Below are 17,204 nucleotides of genomic sequence, written 5' to 3'. Positions count from 1 at the left end.
GGTATTGACGTGAAACGGCCCGTCCTCGAAGCGGATGGCCGGATTGCCGCCGTTGAAATGGAGCGTCGGCGGAATGGTGGCGTGGCGCAGGCTCAGCAGCACCTTGATCAGCCCGGCGATGCCGGCGGCGGTGGTGGCGTGGCCGATATTGGACTTCACCGAGCCCAGGAGGCACGACTTGGGACGTCCGGCCCCGAAGGCGCGGGCCAGGGCGGCATGTTCGATGGGATCGCCCAGCCGGGTACCGGTGCCGTGCGCCTCGACAAGCCCGATGGTGGCGGGGTCGATGCCGAACTGCTCGTAGACGCCGCGCATCAGGCGCTCCTGCGACGCCGCGCTGGGCGCGGTGATGCCGTTGGTGGTGCCGTCCTGGTTGATGCCGGTCGCCACGATCACCCCGTGGATGGTGTCGCCATCGGCCACGGCCGCCGACAGCGGCCGCAACAGCACCGCGCCCACGGCCTCGCCCGGCACGATGCCGTCGGCCCCGGCGCCGAAGGCGGCGCAGCGGCCGCTGGGCGACAGCATGTTGGCCTGGTTGGCGTAGCGATAGAACCTGGGCGTGCAGTGCACGAACACGCCGCCGGCCAGGGCCATTTCGGACTCGCCGCTCCACAGGCTCCGGCAGGCCATGTGCACGGCCACCAGCGCGCTGGAACAGGCGGTATCCACCGCCACCGCCGGCCCCTTGAGGTCGAGGAAATAGGCGATACGCGATGGGATGAGCGAGCTGGTGTTGCCCCAGAATGCCTGTCCCGGCGGCTGGCTGCGGAACAGCTCCTGATAGTCGCCGGAGCTGCAGCCGACGAACACGCCGCAGGCCCGGCCGGCCATGTCGTCACCGGCATGGCCGGCGTTTTCGAGGGTCTTCCAGGCTTCCTCCAGGAACAACCGCTGCTGCGGGTCCATGTAGGTGGCTTCAAGGCCGGAAATGCCGAAGAACACCGGATCGAATAGCTCGATGCCATCGATGAAGCTGCCATGGCGGCCATAGGAACCCGGTGCCGCATCCTTGTAGAACGGCGCCAGGTCGAAACGGCTGACCGGCTCGACCAGATCGTCGCCGGCAACCAGATGCCGCCACAGGGCCTCGACATCGGGGGATTTGGCGAAACGGCCGCTCATGCCGACGATGGCGATGGGCTCGTGGGCGACGGGCGCCGCCGCCGTCGATCGGGCCGGAGCCACGGGTTCCGGCGCGGCGGCGGGATTTTGCGCGGCCAGGAAACCTTCCAGTTGGGCCACCGTGGTGAAGTCGAACAGGTGGGTGTGATCCAGCTCGACCTTGAGCACCCGGCGGATACGGTGCACGAGGTCGGCGCCCAGAATGGAGTCCAGGCCGTAATCGGCGAACGGGCGGTCGACGTCGATGGAGGCCGGCGCCATGTTGAGCGTCTCGCCGACCAGGGCCAACAGGCGGTCGCGCAACCCGTCGCCGGCAACCGGGGCCGATGCTGCCGGCTGCCGGACGGCGGCGGCGGGACGGGATGCCGGCACCGCCCGAGCGTGACCGGGAGCGCGGGCGGCAATGATCTGCTGGCCCAGCGCGCATTCCTCGGGCGTCGAGCCGGCAACCCAATCGAGCCCGCTTTCGGCCAGCAGCGAGCGCCACGCATCCGGCGTCAGCGAGGGCGTGCCGGGGATGCGCCGCTCGGCATCGGTGAAGCGCCACCAGCCTTCCAGCAGGCCGAAGGTCACGTGGGTGAACAGGCTGGCCTGGCTGGTTTCGTTGATCAGCAGCAGGCCGCCCGGCGCCAGCAGCTCGCGCACATGGCCCACGGTGCGTTTCATGTCGGCGGTGGCGTGCAGCACGTTGGCGGCGATCACCAGATCATAGGCGCCGGGAGCGACGTCCTGGCCGGCCAGCGGCTTCTCGACGTCGAACACGGCGGTGACAAGCTGCGGCCAGCCCGGGCCGAAGCGGCGCTCGGCATGGATCAGGAAGGCCCGCGACAGGTCCGTATAGCGGTATTCCTCGATGCGGCTCGCATGCGGGGCCAGCGCGTCGAACACCGGCCCGCTGGTGCCGCCGGTGCCGGCGCCGATTTCCAGGACGCGCAGGGTCCGGCCGGGAGAGCCCCGCACGAAAGCCTCGGCCGCCTGGGCCAGGGTGCGGCTGAAGCGGACCGCCGCCGGGTTGTCCTTGTAGACCGCCTCGACCAGAGTCATGGCGCCGTCGGGGAACATCACCGCGGTGGCGGGGCGCCGGCCGCTGAGGATGTCGGGCAGGGCGCGCAGGGTGGCTTCGGCCAGCGCCATCTGCGCCGCCGGGCCGCCCTGGTGGCGGTAGCGCTCCCACGCCGACCACGGATCGTCCCCCCCGGCCGGCGGACATTCGGCCAGCAGGTTTTCCGCCGCGTGTTGCCAGCGGGCGAGGGCCGGCACGATTGCGGGCCCCTGGCGTAAGGTCGCCGACAGGATGGCGGCGATGTGGCGATCCAGCCGGCCGGCCTCGAACAGCAGCGCTTCCTCGCCCCGAGGCGCCGTAATGGCGGCGGCGACGCCATCCCCCGACGGCAACCAGAAGCGGCGGCGCTCGAACGGATAGGCGGGCAGCGAGACGATGGCGGGACGCGCCTGGCGCGGCAACGCCGCCCAATCGACGTCGAGGCCCTTGACCCACAGGCCGAGGATCTTGTCCAGCCGGCCCTGGGTCCACCAGCGGGCGATCACCTCGCCAAGCGCGTCCTCGTCGCCGAGCGCGCCCAGGATGTCGCGATGCTCGCCGGCCCGGCCGGCATAAAGGCCGGCGCCGTCGGCACCGTCCAGCCAGCCGCGCAACGCCGAGACCACGGCGGGAATTGATTCGGCCACCAGCGCCAAGCGGCACTCCATGGCCTCGCGCCCGATCTGCAAAGTGTAGGCGAGATCGGCCAGCGGGGGTGCGCTATTGGCGGGCACCGCCTGGGGCTGTTCGGCGCCCACATGGGCGGCCACCTGATCGAGCGTGCTCAGATGCGCGAAGACGGCGGGGTCCGGGGCAAGGCCGAACCGCTCCTCGACCCAGCGCCGCAAGGCCAGATGCTGGGCGGAGTCCATTCCCAGGGAATCGAACGGCTCGGCCCCATCGATCTGCTTTGGCGCCACCGCCAGCATGCGGGCCAGTTCGGCGCGCAGTTCATCCGCCAAGCCGGCCGTCCCGACGGCGGCTCCGGGAGCGGGGGCGTCCAGCATCGCCAGCAGTTGCCGGACCTGCTCGCGCAGGCGGTCGGGATCGCGGGCCGACAACACCACCGCCTGCGGGCCGGGTAGGGACGGCGTGGCTTCGGCCGCCGGGAAGGAGGACGTTGGCCATTCCTCAACGATCGCATGGGCGTTGGCGCCGCCGGCGCCGAATGACGACACGCCGGCGATGCGCGGGCCTTGCGGCCACGGGGCCAGGCGTCGTTGCAGCACGAACGGGCTGGCCTCGAGGTCGAGGTTCGGATTGACCTCGTCGGCGTGCAGGGTGGGCGGCAGCTGGCGGTGCTTCATCGCCAGGATGACCTTGGTCAGCCCGGCGATGCCGGCCGCCGCCTCCAGATGTCCGATATTGGATTTCACCGAGCCCAGCGCGCAGAAGCCGCGCTCCGGGGTGTCGGCGGCGAACGCTTCGGTCAGGCCGGCCAGTTCGATGGGGTCGCCCAGTTCGGTGCCGGTGCCGTGCGCCTCGATCAGGGTGACGGCGCGGGAATTCAGGCCGGCTCGGGCGAGGGCCTGGCGCACCAGATCGCCCTGGGCCGCCGGGTCGGGGACGGTGTAGCCGTTGGTGCGGCCGCCGTGATTGATGGCGGTGGCGCGGATCAGTGCATGGATGCGGTCGCCGTCGGCCAAGGCGCGCGACAGCGGCTTCAGCACCACGCAACCCACCCCCTCGCCGGGGACGAAGCCGTTGGCGCCCTTGCCGAAGCTGCGGCAGCGCCCATCCGGGCTTAGCATGCGCGTCGCGCTGAGGTCGATGAAGGCCCCGGGGTGCAGATAGAGGTTGACCCCGCCGGCCAGCGCCATGGTGACGGCACCCGAACGAAGGTGCTCGCACGCCTCGTGGATGGCGGTCAGCGACGACGAGCACATGGTGTCCACCGGCAGGCTGGGACCGGTGAGATTGAGCGTGTGCGACACCCGGTTGGCGATGCCGGCGAAGGACGTCATGGGACGCACCATCGCGCCGCCATCGCCCATGAACGGCCCATGCAGGGCGAAGCCGGTCTTGGTTACCCCGACGAACACGCCGACGTTCGCTCCGCCGCGGCCGGGATTGGCGGCCGCCAGCCGGGCGCGGGTATAGCCGGCATCCTCGCACGCCTGCCAGGCGCACATCAGGAACAGCCGTTCCTGCGGGTCCATGGCCGCCGCGTCGCGCGGCGCGATCTTGAAGAACAGCGGGTCGAAATCGGCAAAGCCGTCGAGGAAGGCGCCCCATTTGGCATAGCTCATGCCGCGTGCCACCGCCTCGTCGGGGTCGGGGTTGAAGAACCCATCCACGTCCCAGCGCTCCGCGGGGATTTCGCCCACCGAATCGCGACCCGCGGCCAGATTGGCCCAGAAGCCGTTCAAGTCGGCGGCGCCGGGGTAGAGGCCGCTGATGCCGATCACCGCGATGGGTTCGGCAACGGGGCCAGGGGATCGGACGGCAGGCGCCGCCACCTTTGCCGGCGCGGCCACCGCTGCCGGAGTGCCGCCCAGGCCGACCCAGTGCGCGCACGCCTCGGCATGGCGGCGGCTCAGGGTGTCGGCAACCTCGGCCAAGGTGCGGTTTTCGAAGAAAAGCGTCTTGGGCACCCCTCCGATGACGTCGCCCAGGGCGGCGTTCAGGCGGGTGATCATCAGGGAATCGATGCCGTATTCTTCCAGCGGCGTGTAGGGCTGGATGGCGCCGGCCGCGAAACCGCCGACGCGGGCAAACAGTTCGCGCAATTTGGCGCCCACCCGTTCGGCCAGGCGCTGGTCGCCGGCGGGCGGGGCTTCGGCCGGCACTGCGACCGGCCCGTGGGCGGCGGCGAAGAAGGCACGAATGCGGGCGGCATCGCCGGCCATCACCGCCGCGCGGGGCACCCCCGCCGCCAGAATGCGCCGCAGCGCCACCAGTCCCGCGTCGGTCGGCAGGGGCCGCTGCCCCATGCGGCCGAACAGGGCGGCCTGCGCGGCCTCGTTGGCCTTCATGCCGCCTTCCGCCCACAGCGGCCAATCCACCGCCACCAGGGGCAGGCCCATCCACTCGGCCAGGGCACCCATGAAGCCGTTGGCGGCGGCGTAATCGGCCTGCCCGGCGTTGCCCACCACGCCCGACAGCGAGGAGAACAGCACGAAGGCATCCAGCGTCACATCGGTGCAGGCTCGGGCCAGCGCCAGGGTTCCCGCGACCTTGGGCGCCAGCACGGCCGCCAGGTCATCCGCGGTCTTGCGCAAGATCAGGCCGTCCCTGAGCACGCCGGCGCAATGGACCACGGCATTCAGCGTTCCCTGCACCTCGACGATGTCGCGCACCAGGGCAGCCACCGCCTCCGGCCGGCTGGTATCGACGCGGCGGTAAACGGCCGCCGCGCCCAGGCTTCGCAGTTCGTCGAGAAAGTCGGTGCGCCGTGAATCCTCGGCGGCGGTGCCGGTCAGCACCAGCTGGGCGCCGGGGGCGTGGCGGGCGATGTCGCGGGCGATAAGGCGGCCCAAGGCCCCCATGCCGCCGGTGATCAGGGTGATGCCGCGCGGCCGCCATGGGGAAGCGGAGGCGTCTCCACCCGCCAGTTCCGTCCAGGCGCGCACCTGGCGGCGGCCGCCGGCATGCCGCACCCGGCTTTCGAGCGGACCGGCAGCCTCGTCGGCCAGCAACCGGGCCACGGCGTCGGCGCCCAGCCCGGCCTCGACCTCGACGACCTGCACGCTCAGGCGCGGCGCTTCGAGAGCGGCGGTATCCAGCATGGCGCCCAGGCCGGCATAGACCTGCCGCTCGTCGCCGACGGGCACCGCCAATTGGATCAGCGTATCGGCCATAGCGCGGGCGGAACGCACGGTGTCCAGCACCGTTTCGGCCATCGCCCCATAGCGGGCGCCCAGGTCCCCCGGCGCGGCGGCGCCCGCAACCAAGTCGGCGCCAAAGCCGGGCGCCACGGCAATCTCGCAGGCGATCACCACGCGACGGCCGGGACGGCGCCCGGTCTTGGTAAGTGGGGCCTCGCGCCAGCCGGGAGTGACGATGACGGCGGCATCGTCAGAGGCGCCGGGCAGCCAGAAGCGGGTCGCGGCGAAGGCGCGCGGCGGCAGCGGGCGGCGGCGCGGCGGCGCGGCCTCTATGTAATCCTCGACCACCACGTGGGCGTTGGTGCCGCCGAAGCCGAAGCTGCTGATGCCGGCCCGGCGCGGCCGTCCGGCGTCCACCGGCCACGCTTCGCTCTGGCGGACCAAGCGGAACGGGCTCCCTGCCAGTTCCAGGTGCGGGTTGACCGGCGTGCAATGCAAGGTGGCGGGCAGGGCCTCGCGCGCCATGGCCATCACGACCTTGATCAGCCCGGCCAGTCCGGCCGCCGCTTCCAGATGGCCGATGTTGGATTTGACGGTGCCGAGGCCGATGAACGGCTGGACCACGGTTTCCGTGCCCATCAGCCGGCCATAGGCGCGGCGCAGGCCGTTGACCTCGGCCGGATCGCCCAGGTTGGTGCCGGTGCCGTGGGCTTCGATGTAGGAGACACTGCGGGGGTCGATGTCGGCCATGGCCGCCGCAATCAGTTCGGCCTGGGCGTTGACGTTGGGCGCCGTCAGCGATCCGGCGCGGCCTCCATGATTTTCGGCGCCGCCGATCAGCACGGCGAGGATTCGGTCGCCATCGCGCTCGGCATCCTCCAGGCGCTTCAGCAGGACGGCCGCCACCCCTTCGCCGCGCCCGTAGCCGTCGGCGGCGGCGCCGAAGGTCTTGCAGCGGCCCTCGGGGCTCAGCATGCCGGCCTGGTGCGATCCCTCGAAGCCTTCGATGGCCAGCGTCAGGTTGACGCCGCCCACCAGGGCGGCGGCGCAGGCATCGCGGCGCAGGGCCTCGGCCGCGCGCAGCAGCGCCACCAGCGAGCTGGAACAGGCGGTGTCCACCGTCTCGCTGGGGCCGCGCAGATTGAACACGTGGGACACCCGGTTGGCCATCATGGCGAGCGAATTGCCGGTGGCCACGTAGCCGTCGCAGGCCACGCCGTGATCGGCAAGCAGCCGGGCGTAATCGAGCGAACTGGCGCCGACGAAGACGCCGGTATCGGCCGGCAGTTCGTCGGGGGCATAGCCGGCATTCTCCAGCGCCCGCCAAGCGGTTTCCAGCAGCAGCCGCTGCTGCGGGTCCAGGCGCTCGGCCTCGATGGGCGAGATGCGGAAGAAGGCGGCATCGAAGCGGTCGATGTCGGTCAGGAACCCGCCGTGCCTGGCGAACCCGGCTCGGGCCACGCGTTCGGCATAGGCGGGGCCATAGCGGTCCAGCGGCAGGGGGCCGGTCAGGTCGTCGCCGGCCAACAGGCGGTCGAAGAACGTCCCTAAATCCGGCGAACCGGGGAAGCGCCCGGCCATGCCGACGATGGCGATGCCGCCCCGCCGGGACTTGGGTGGCGGCGCGGCGCGCAAGGCGGGCTCGGGCGCCCTGGCGGCCTGGGCCGGGCGGCCGGCGGGGGCATCGCCACGAAGCTGCACGCGATGGCGGGCGATCAGGTGGGTGCTCAGCGCCTCAAGATGTTCGCATTCGAAGAACACCGCCGGCGACAGCGGGATGCCATAGGCGGTGGCGATGGCATCGGCCAGTCGGGTCAGGGATATGGAATCGAAGCCCAGGTCGTAGAAGGCGTCGCGCAAGGCCATCTGCTCGGGCGGGAACTTCAGGAGCGAGGCGGCGATGACGCGCAATTCCAGCCCAAGCCGAGACTCGGGACTTGCTCCCTCTCCGCCCGTTGGGGGGAGAGGGAGGGGCTCGTCGCGAAGCGATGGGAGGGTGAGGTGGGCGCCAGCCAGCGCCCTGGAATCCCCCACCTCACCTTGATCCTCTCCCCCCCCTTGGGGCGGAGAGGAAATCGAGAGAGCTTGCAGTCGGATGCCGGCCATGGTGGCGACCGTGGCACCGGCTTCGTTCAAGAACCACAGGGCGAAGGTGCCGTCGCCGGATGGCCGGGCCAGCACCTGGGTGATGGCGCCGGCCTCCACCAACCGGATGTGATCGATGGCTCCGGGGGCGGCCCCCGCCTGCCCGGAGGCCAGCAGAAGCGCCTGGAAGGCGGCGCCCAAAACGGCGGCGGGCAACTGCTCGCGGCTTTTGAAATGGTCCTGTTGCGGAGGATCCTTGCGCAGCGCGCACAGGACGCCGCCGTCCTTCAACAGGCGGGCCTGCTCCAGCACTTCCAGATAAGGCTGGAAGTCGAGGCCGCGTTCGCGCATTCGGGCGTAGATCTCCGCCGCGTCCCATCGCGTGGCGCCCTCCAGCGACGGGATCGGCGGCGGGGCAGGAGCGTCGGACCCGGTCGTGATGGTGGCCTCGACCCAGGGGAAAGTGCTTTCGGCAACGGCGTCGATCCGCACCTCCAGGCCGCCCGCGATCGGCTCCAGACTGGCCGACAGTTCCGTCACCTGGGGCCAGGCCATCTCCTGGCGCACGGCGAGGGCGGCGATGGTCAGCGGCCCCTCCAGCCCGGCGATGCGGGCCAGCGCCGCCACCGCCTCGATGGCCACATTGGGCAGCACGGCGGGCGTGCCGTTCCGCTTGAAGACGAAATCCAGCAGCTCGCCCAGATGAATGGCGGTGGAAAAGCGCAGGCCGGTCAGGTCGGAGTGGTTGGTGCCGACAAAGGGGTGCAGCTTGAGCTTGGCTCCCAGCGGATGCACGACCGAGGGCGCATCGGCGAATTCCGGATACCAGCAGCGCACCCGCTCGAACGGATAGGCCGGCAGCGACAGTCGGCGAGGATGGGAGCCCTGGTGCAGACGCTCCCAGTCGATGGCGGCACCCGATATCCAGGCGGCGGCGATGCCCTCCAGATCGCGCGCCCCGATGGCGTCCTCCAATCCGGCGCTGTCGGGGTCGGCATCGAGGATCGAGCGGGTATAGAGCCACCCGGCGCCGGCGCCCGGCGCGGCGACGAACGCGCGCAGGCGCTCCGTTGCCGTCGCCAGATCGGGAACCACCAGCGCCAGCCGGCACGGCAGCTCGTTCCGGCCCACCTGCAGGGTATAGGCGAGATCGGTGAGATTCTGGCCGGGATGGTCCTCCAGGTGGTCGAGGAACCGCCGCACCAGGGCGGTCAGGATGGCCTCGCCCATCGCCGAGAACACCAGCAACTGCGGTTCCGCCGGGACCGGCGGGCGTGTTGGGGCGACGTATTCCTCGATGACGATGTGCGAGTTCATGCCGCCGGCGCCGATGGAGGTCACCCCCGCCCGGCGGGGAATCTCGGCCCCCGTTTCGTCGCGCCGGCGGAGCCAGGGAGCCAGTTCGCGCTGGACATAGAAGGGCGTCTGCTCGAAGGCGATGTTGGGGTTGAGCGTCTCGGCGTGCAGCGACGGGGCCAGCTGGCCGTGGGCCATCTGCATCAGGACCTTGACGATGCCGGCCAGACCCGAGGCCCCCAGCAGGTGGGCGATGTTGCTTTTGACCGTGCCGATCGGGCAGACCTGGACGGCATCGGTGTGCTTGCGGAAGGCCTGGGTCAGCGCCTTGATCTCGATGGGATCGCCGAGCGCGGTGCCCGAGCCGTGCCCCTCCACATAACCGACGGTGCCGGCATTGATCCCGGCATCCTCCAGCGCTCGCTCGATGGCCGCCGCCTGCTGGCGGGGATTGGGCACGGTGAAGCCGTTGCGCACGCCGGCATTGCTGACCGCCGTGCCGCGAATGACGCCATAGATGTGATCGCCGTCGCGTTTGGCGTCGGCCAGGGTCTTCAGCACCAGCGCGCCGACGCCTTCGCCGAGGATGGTGCCGTCGGCCCCCAGCCCGTAGCCGCGGATCACCTCGGCCGTCTTGGTGGTGAAATGCTCCTGGGACGTGGCGATCAGCTTCTGCGGATGCAAAAGCAGGCTAACGCCGCCGGCCAACGCCATCTTGCAGCGCCCGGCCCGCAGCATGTGCACCGCCTCGTGCACGCAGGTCGACGAGGCCGAGCACATGGTGTCGAGGAAATAGGACGGCCCGGTAAACCCATAGAAGTACGACACCATGTTGGGCACGGTGCCGGTATAGCTGCCGCTGGCCAGGGCGCCGCGCATCAGCATGTTCTGGAAGCCGTAGAGGTCGTATTCGTTGGTCATCGAACCGACGATGACGGCCACCTCGCCGCCGTAGCGCGCCTGGAGGGTCTCGCGCGAATAGCCGGCATCCTCGAACGCCTCGACGGCCGCTTCCAGAACCAGCCGGACCTCGGGGGACATCAATTCGGCTTCGTACTGGGAAATGCGGAAATAGCGCGGATCGAAGGCGGCGATGTCGTCGAGGAAGGCGCCGGTGCGCACCACCGTCTTGCCCAGCACGTCGCGTTCCGGGTGCAGCAGGGCCTTGTGGTTCCAGCGGTTGGCGGGATAGGGCTCGAAGCCGTCCAGACCGTTGGCCAGCATGTGCCAGAAGGCCTTCTGGTCGGCCGCCTTGGCGACCCGGAGCGACAAGCCGACGATGGCGATGTCGTGGCGGCCACGCCCGTCGGCCGGCTCCTCGCGCCGGACGTCGGCGGCGGTCCCCCGCAGCGGCTGGGCCGGCGACGGGGGAGGGGTGGACATACCGGCCTCGGCCAGCGCCTTGGCCAGGGCCGGGCCGTGATCCTGGGCCAGGTGGGCGGCGATGCCGGCGAGGTCGACATATTCGAAGAAGAGCGTCTTGGACAGCGGGCCCAGCGCCTCTTCCAGCCGGTTGGTGGCCTCGACGATGGCGATGGAATCGAGGCCGTACTCCTCCAGCTTGCGGTTGATGCGGATCTGTTCCGGCTCCAGGTGCAGTACGTCGGCCAGGATGGCCCGCACGAAGGACTGTGCGCGAACGGCGAGCGTGCCATCCGGGGCCATATCGGCCGTCTCGGCGCCGTCATCGGCGGCGCGGCCGAAATCGCCCAGGGTGCGACGCAACCGTTCGGTCTCGCCGTGCAGCACGGTGATTCGGGGAGGGCCGCCGGCGGCCAGGATGCGATCGAGGGCGGCCAAGCCGGCTTCCGTGGGCATCGGAACGGTACCAAATCGCCGATGCAGGGCGGCCAGCGTGGCATCGTCGACGCCCATGCCGCCTGCCGCCCACAGCGGCCAGGCGATGGCAAGCGTAACGCCTTGTCGTTCGCCCTTGGCCGCCATCGCCATCCGCTGGTCGGCGAAGCCGTCCATGAAGGCGTTGGCGGCGCCGTAGCCGGCCTGCCCGGCATTGCCGAAGACGGCCGCCACCGACGAGCACAGGATCAGGAAATCGAGCGCCGTATCGCGCGTCGCCTCGTCCAGGTTCACGGTACCGGTCACCTTGGGCGCCAGCACCGCCGACTCGGCGGCGCCGTCGCGGGCCAGGATGAAACCGTCGTCGAGCAGGCCGGCCGCGTGGATGATGCCCTTGAGCGGCCCGAGGTCCGGCACGATCCGCTGCAGCGCCGCGCGGTCGGCGACGTCGCAGGCGACATAGCGCACGTCGGCGCCGCCGGCCCGCAATTCCTCCAGACGCGGATCGTCGGCGCCGATTTCCCGGCGGCCGCTCAACACCACATGGTGGGCGCCGCGGCCGATCAGCCAGCCGGCGAAGATCCGCCCCAGCCCACCGAGGCCGCCGGTGACCCAATAGACGCCGTCGGGGTTAAGCGCGGGCACCGCCTCGGGCAGGTCCGTTGTCTCGGGCATCCAGGCCAGGCGCTGGCCCTGGTCGTCATAGCGCAGCTCGGGCCAGGCGTCGGCGCGATGGCGTTCACCCTCGACGATGGTGGCCAGGCGTTCAGGCGACAGCGGACCGGCGATGCGGATCACGGCGCCGTCCAGCTTGGGTTGCTCAATCATCGCGGACTTCAGCAAGGCGGCCAGCGGCTGGGTCAGGAACGCCGGCAAATCGTCGGGGGCCAGCACCAGGATCTGCTGGCGCCGGCGCGGCTTGCCCCGCAGGATGTCGGCGATGCGGCCATAGAGCGCGGTGAACCACGCCGTCACGGTGGCGGGGATGTCCAGGGCGTCGGGCGGCGGCAGGCGCAGCACCTCGATGGCCGGATCGGCATCCAGTCCGGCCAGGACGAGGACGCTCTGCATGGGTTCGGCGCGCCGGTTGGTCAGCGGTGCCGGCTGCCAGCGGCCGACGGCGAGGAACGGGGCCTCGACGGTTTCCGGGGCCAGGCGCGGCAGGGTGGCGGCAGCCGATGCCGGTGCCATCACCCGCAACGACAGGTCATGGAACGCAACACGCAGGCCGCCGTCCTTGTCGAAGAGCTCGATGTCCAGCCGGCGCAGCCCGTCGGTGGCGGGCTCGTGGGCGGCGCGGACCCGGGCCCACATGGAGGCCTCGCACGGCCCCAGCATCTCGATGCGGCGGCAGGCGAAGGGCACCGCCGCCCCGGCCATCGCCACGCCCTCCAGCCCCACCCAGGCCTGGATGGCGGCGTCCAGCATCACCGGATGGGCCGGCATTGTCGCCAGGGTCGGATGCAGGCGGCGGCCCAGCTTGATCTGGGCCACAACCTGGCCCTCGCCCTGGTAAACCTGAGACAGCGCCCGGAAGGTGGGGCCATGGACGACGCCGCTGGCGCGCAGGCGGGCGTAGCATTCCTCCGGCTCCAGCCGGTGCGGCAGGGCGGCGCGCAACGCGTCAAGATCGACGCGCGCCATATCCGCCGAGGCGGCGGGCCGCAACACGCCCTGGCAATTGGCGACGGTTCCGCCGCCCGCTTCCTGGATGGCGAACGCGACGGCATCGCCGCCATCGCTCCGGCGCGACAGCCGCAGATCCACGGTGACCGGGCCGTCTCCGGCCTGTATCGGCCGGGTCCACACCACGTTCTCGAACGCCAGGGCGACGGGCGAGGGGGCAAGCGCACGCTCGGCGGCGGCGCGCGCCATCTCCAGATAGACCATGCCGGGCAGCACCTGGATGCCGCCCACATGGTGGTCGGCCCAGAAGAATTCCGGCCCCTTCAGGCGGGTCTGAAAATGGATGCCGGCAAAGTCCGAGAGATTGCGTTGCACCAGCGGATGGGGCACCACGCCGTCGTCCTTGGCGCCAAAAGATTCGTCCATCCAGTGGCGCTGCCGGTCAAAGGGATAAAGGGGCGCGTGGATGCGGCGCGGCTTCGGTTCCTCGCACCACAACTCGTCCCAGGACCCGTCGCCACCCGCGACCCAGGCGGCGGCGGCCGCCCAGGGGCCAATGGATTTCGACGGCACGGTTTGCGGCCGGATGAGGGCCGGGTGGTCATGGCCGGCGACGGCGGCGGCCAGGGCGGCGGCCAGGTCGTCCCAACGCTGCGCCACCACGGCCAGCCGGGCGGGCATGGCCTCGCGGCCGGTTTGCAGGGTGTAGGCGAGGTCGGCCAGTACCGTGTCGGCAGCATGGTCCCGCGCGAAAGCCAGCACTTCGGCGGCGTAGGCGGTGAGCCGCTCGTCGTCCTTGGCCGCCAAAGGCACCACGTGCGGCCCGGCGCCAGCCTCGGCGGCGGGCGCGGCGGGAGCGTCTTCCATCACGACGTGAGCGTTGGAGCCGCCGAAACCGAAGGAGCTGACGGCGGCCCGCCGGGGCGCGGCGGCATCGCGGGGCCAGGGCGTGCTCTCGGTCTGGATGCGGAACGCGCTGCCGGTCAGGTCGATAAGGCTGTTGAGGCGCCCGAACGCCACATTGGCCGGCAACACCCCGTGGCGCAAGGCGGCCAGCACCTTGACCATACCGGCCACCCCGGCGGCGCCTTCCAGATGGCCGATATTGGTTTTCACCGAACCGATGCCACACGATTCGGGCCGTGGCGCGCTGCCGGCCGAGGCGTGCAATTGGGAGAACGCCTGCTTCAGCCCGGCAATCTCGATGGGATCGCCGAGCGGCGTGCCGGTGCCATGGGCCTCGATGTAGGAAACACTGTCTGGGGCGATGCCGGCGGCCTGGTGCACCTCGACAATAAGGGCGGCCTGGGCCTGGGGATTGGTCACGGTCAGGGAATTGGTGCGCCCGCCGTGATTGACGCCGATGCCTCGGATCACCGCGTGGATGGGGTCGCCGTCGGCGACGGCCTGATCCAGCCGCTTCAGCAGCAGCATCGCCCCGCCTTCGCCACGCACATAGCCGTCGGCAGCGGCGTCGAAGACCTTGGCGCGGCCGTCCCTGGACAGCATGCCGGCCTTGGCGAAGGCGACGAAATGGTTGGGCGACCAGATCAGGTTGACGCCGCCGGCCAGGGCCAGATCGCATTCGCCGTTCTGCAACGTCCGAACGGCGTCGTTGACCGAGGTCAGCGAAGCGGCGCACGCGGTGTCGTTGGTGACGCTGGGGCCCCGGAAATCGAAGAAATGCGATACCCGGTTGGCGATGATGGAAAAGGCGATGCCGGTGGGGGCGTAGGCGTCGAACTGGGTCAGATGCTTTTCCAGCAACTCGGCGTAATCCCAGTGGCAGACCCCCATGAACACGCCGGTGCGGCTGCCGGCCAGGGCGCCGGCGCAATACCCGGCATCCTCGATGGCATGCCAGGCCATCTCCAGGGCGAAGCGCTGCTGCGGGTCCATCCACGCCGCCTCGCGCGGCGAAACGGCGAAGAAGGCGGCATCAAAACAATCGGCATCGTCGAGGAAGCCGCCCCAAATGCTGTTGGTCTTGTTTTCGCTGGCCGGATTGCCCTGCCATTGGCGCTTGTCCCAGCGTTTGCGCGGGACTTCGGAAATCAGCGAGCGTGCCGCCGCCAGATGGCCCCAAAAGCCGTCCAGGCTATCGGCCCCGGGAAGGCGCAGGCCGACGCCGATGATGGCGATGGGGGCGGCGGATGGGTTCATCAGAGGACGCCGGCCAGGCTGGAGAAACGGCGGTTGAGCAGGGCCGAAGTTTCCTCCAGCAGCCTGAGCGCGATGTCATCGGCGTGGCGCTGGCGCCACGAGGCCATGGCGTCGTCCGCGACCCATTGGTTGAAGGCGCCCAGGGCCGGGCCGCAATGGATCTGGAAATCAACCTTGTGCTCGACATCGCCGGCCAGCGCCCAGCGGCTGCTGTCCCGGAAGTAGCGTTTGAACACCAGCGCCATCTTGTGCTTGGGCATGCGCTCGGCCCTTTCGATTTCGGCCGGTGGATAGGAGGCGCAAAGCCCGGCGAACACCTCCTCGCAGCGGCAATGCAGATAGCGTTCCTCGATCTGGGCGCGGGTGGCGGCGTCGATCGCGTCCAGCGAATCGAACTGGCGGTAAAGCGCCACCAGCTTCTCGGCGCGGGCCGGAAAGAACAGCCCCTTCTTCAGCACCTGCACCTTCGAGCCCAGCTCGAACATTTCACCCGACGGAGCATAGGCCGTGTCGTTAACGCCCATGCCTTCCAGCAGGTCCTTGACGACGTCGCTGGTTCGCGCTTCGACGGTGCATTGGTTGACCGATCCGGTGACGATGAATTCGGCACCCAGCACAAACACGGCCGCCGCCGCCTCGGGCGTTCCGATGCCGCCGCCCGCGCCCACGTGGACGCGCCCGAACCGCGGAAAGCGGTCGGCCGCGGCATCGCGTATCCGCAGCATGGCGGGAATCAAGGTGAACGGCCTGCCCTGGTCGGTGTGGCCGCCGGAATCGGATTCAACGCAGATGGCATCGGCCATGGGCACATGACGCAGCAATTCGGCCTCGTCGGCGTCAAGGGCGCCGCTCTCCACCAGTTTGGTGACGATCCGCTCGGGCGCGGGGGCCAGGAACTGGGCGGCCACTTCGGGCCGCGACACCTTGGCGATGATGCGGTTGCGAGCCGCGATGCGGTTGCCGGCCGCCGCCTCCAGGCCCTTGGCGCGATACCGCACCAGGGCGGGAGTCACCTCCATGAAGGCGGACGCTTCGGCGGTACATACGCCGTGGGCAAGCAACAGATCGGTCAATTCGTCTTCCAGGTGGGGGCGGTTGACGTGGGCGAGGAAGTTCACGCCGAACGGCGCCCCCTCGGGAATCTGGGCGCGGATGGCGGCGATGGCCGCCGCCACCTCGGGCATGGGCAGGCCGCCGGCGCCGAAAAAGGCCAGGATGCCGGCCCTGGCCGCGCGTGCCACCAGGTCCACCGAGGAGATGCCCTGGTACATGGCGCCGCACAGACAGGGATGACGCACGCCGAAATCGTCGCAGAAGGCGCGCGATCCCAGGTTCGCCGGGGTGATCCCGCCGGACGACCGGGACGGCGCGGACGGCGGGGCGGGCAAGGGTTGCGTCGGCTGGGCGGCGGCTTCCTCGGCGGCCAGAAGGGCGCCATCGAGCGGGCCGGCCTCCATCTCGATGCGCTTGACCATCGGCTTGACCACCGCCTGGCCTTCGGGACCGATCTCGGTGAAGTCCTCGAAACGGGCGCCCTTGGCCAGCAGGTAGCGGATGCTGTCGCACCAGCGGACCGGGGCGGTGATCTGTTCGATCATGCGCTCGCGGATGCGATCGGCACTGTGGGGGCGGGCGGTAACGTTGCAGATGACCGGGATTTGCGGCTTTTCAAAGGGAATGTCGGCAACGAAAGCGGCGAAGTCCCGGCCGGCCTCGGCCATGAGCGGGGTATGGAACGCGCCCCCCACCTGCAGCACCACGTAATGGCTGGCCCCGGCCTCGCGAAACAGGGGCTCGGCGGCGATCACGGCATCGCGCCGGCCCGACAGCACGATCTGGCGCGGGGTATTGAAATTCGCCGGATAGATGTCAGCCAGATTGTGGCGACGGATCACCTCTTCGATCGCACCGGCCTCCAACCCCAGCACCGCAGCCATGCCGCCGCTCTGGGCGCGGTCCATCAGTTCGCCGCGCTTCTGCACCAGGCTGAGGCCGGTCCGGAAATCAAAGACGCCGCCGGCGAACAGGGCGACATACTCGCCCACGCTGTGGCCCAGCACGCAATCGGGCCGTCCGCGCGCCGCCCGTTGCTCAAGGTACTTGAGCGCTGAGACCACATAGATGGCCGGCTGCGTGAAATTGGTCCGGGTCAGCCGCTCGATCGGGCCATTCAGGCAGAGCTCGCGAATGGAATAGCCCAGGCAGCCGTCGGCCTCAGCCACCAGATCGGGAAACGCCTCGAACAGCTCGGCGCCCATGCCGATCCGTTGGGCCCCTTGGCCCGGGAACAGGAATGCCTTCAT

General features: G+C 70.3%; 2 protein-coding genes (1 of these 2 cut by a window edge). Both read right to left on the bottom strand.

Features of this window, described 5'->3' with window-relative positions:
* A protein-coding gene (locus ODR01_RS05055; protein ID WP_316976519.1) for an SDR family NAD(P)-dependent oxidoreductase crosses the window boundary here: on the bottom strand, positions 1-14,901 show its 5' portion. 4,995 nt of this gene lie to the left of the window's left edge; only the first 14,901 of its 19,896 coding nucleotides appear in the window; its start codon is at positions 14,899-14,901; the stop codon falls past the left edge of the window.
* Positions 14,901-17,204 carry an ACP S-malonyltransferase gene (fabD, locus tag ODR01_RS05050; RefSeq protein ID WP_316976518.1) on the bottom strand — a complete coding sequence of 768 codons (2,304 nt, stop codon included), beginning with the start codon at positions 17,202-17,204 and terminating at the stop codon, positions 14,901-14,903. Before fabD ends, ODR01_RS05055 begins: the two co-directional genes overlap by 1 nt.

Origin of the sequence: Shumkonia mesophila, from assembly GCF_026163695.1 — a bacterium.
Taxonomy (GTDB): Bacteria; Pseudomonadota; Alphaproteobacteria; order Rhodospirillales; family Shumkoniaceae; genus Shumkonia; species Shumkonia mesophila.
Note: the sequence above shows the minus strand (reverse complement) of the source record. Positions and strands in the feature narration are given on the sequence as shown.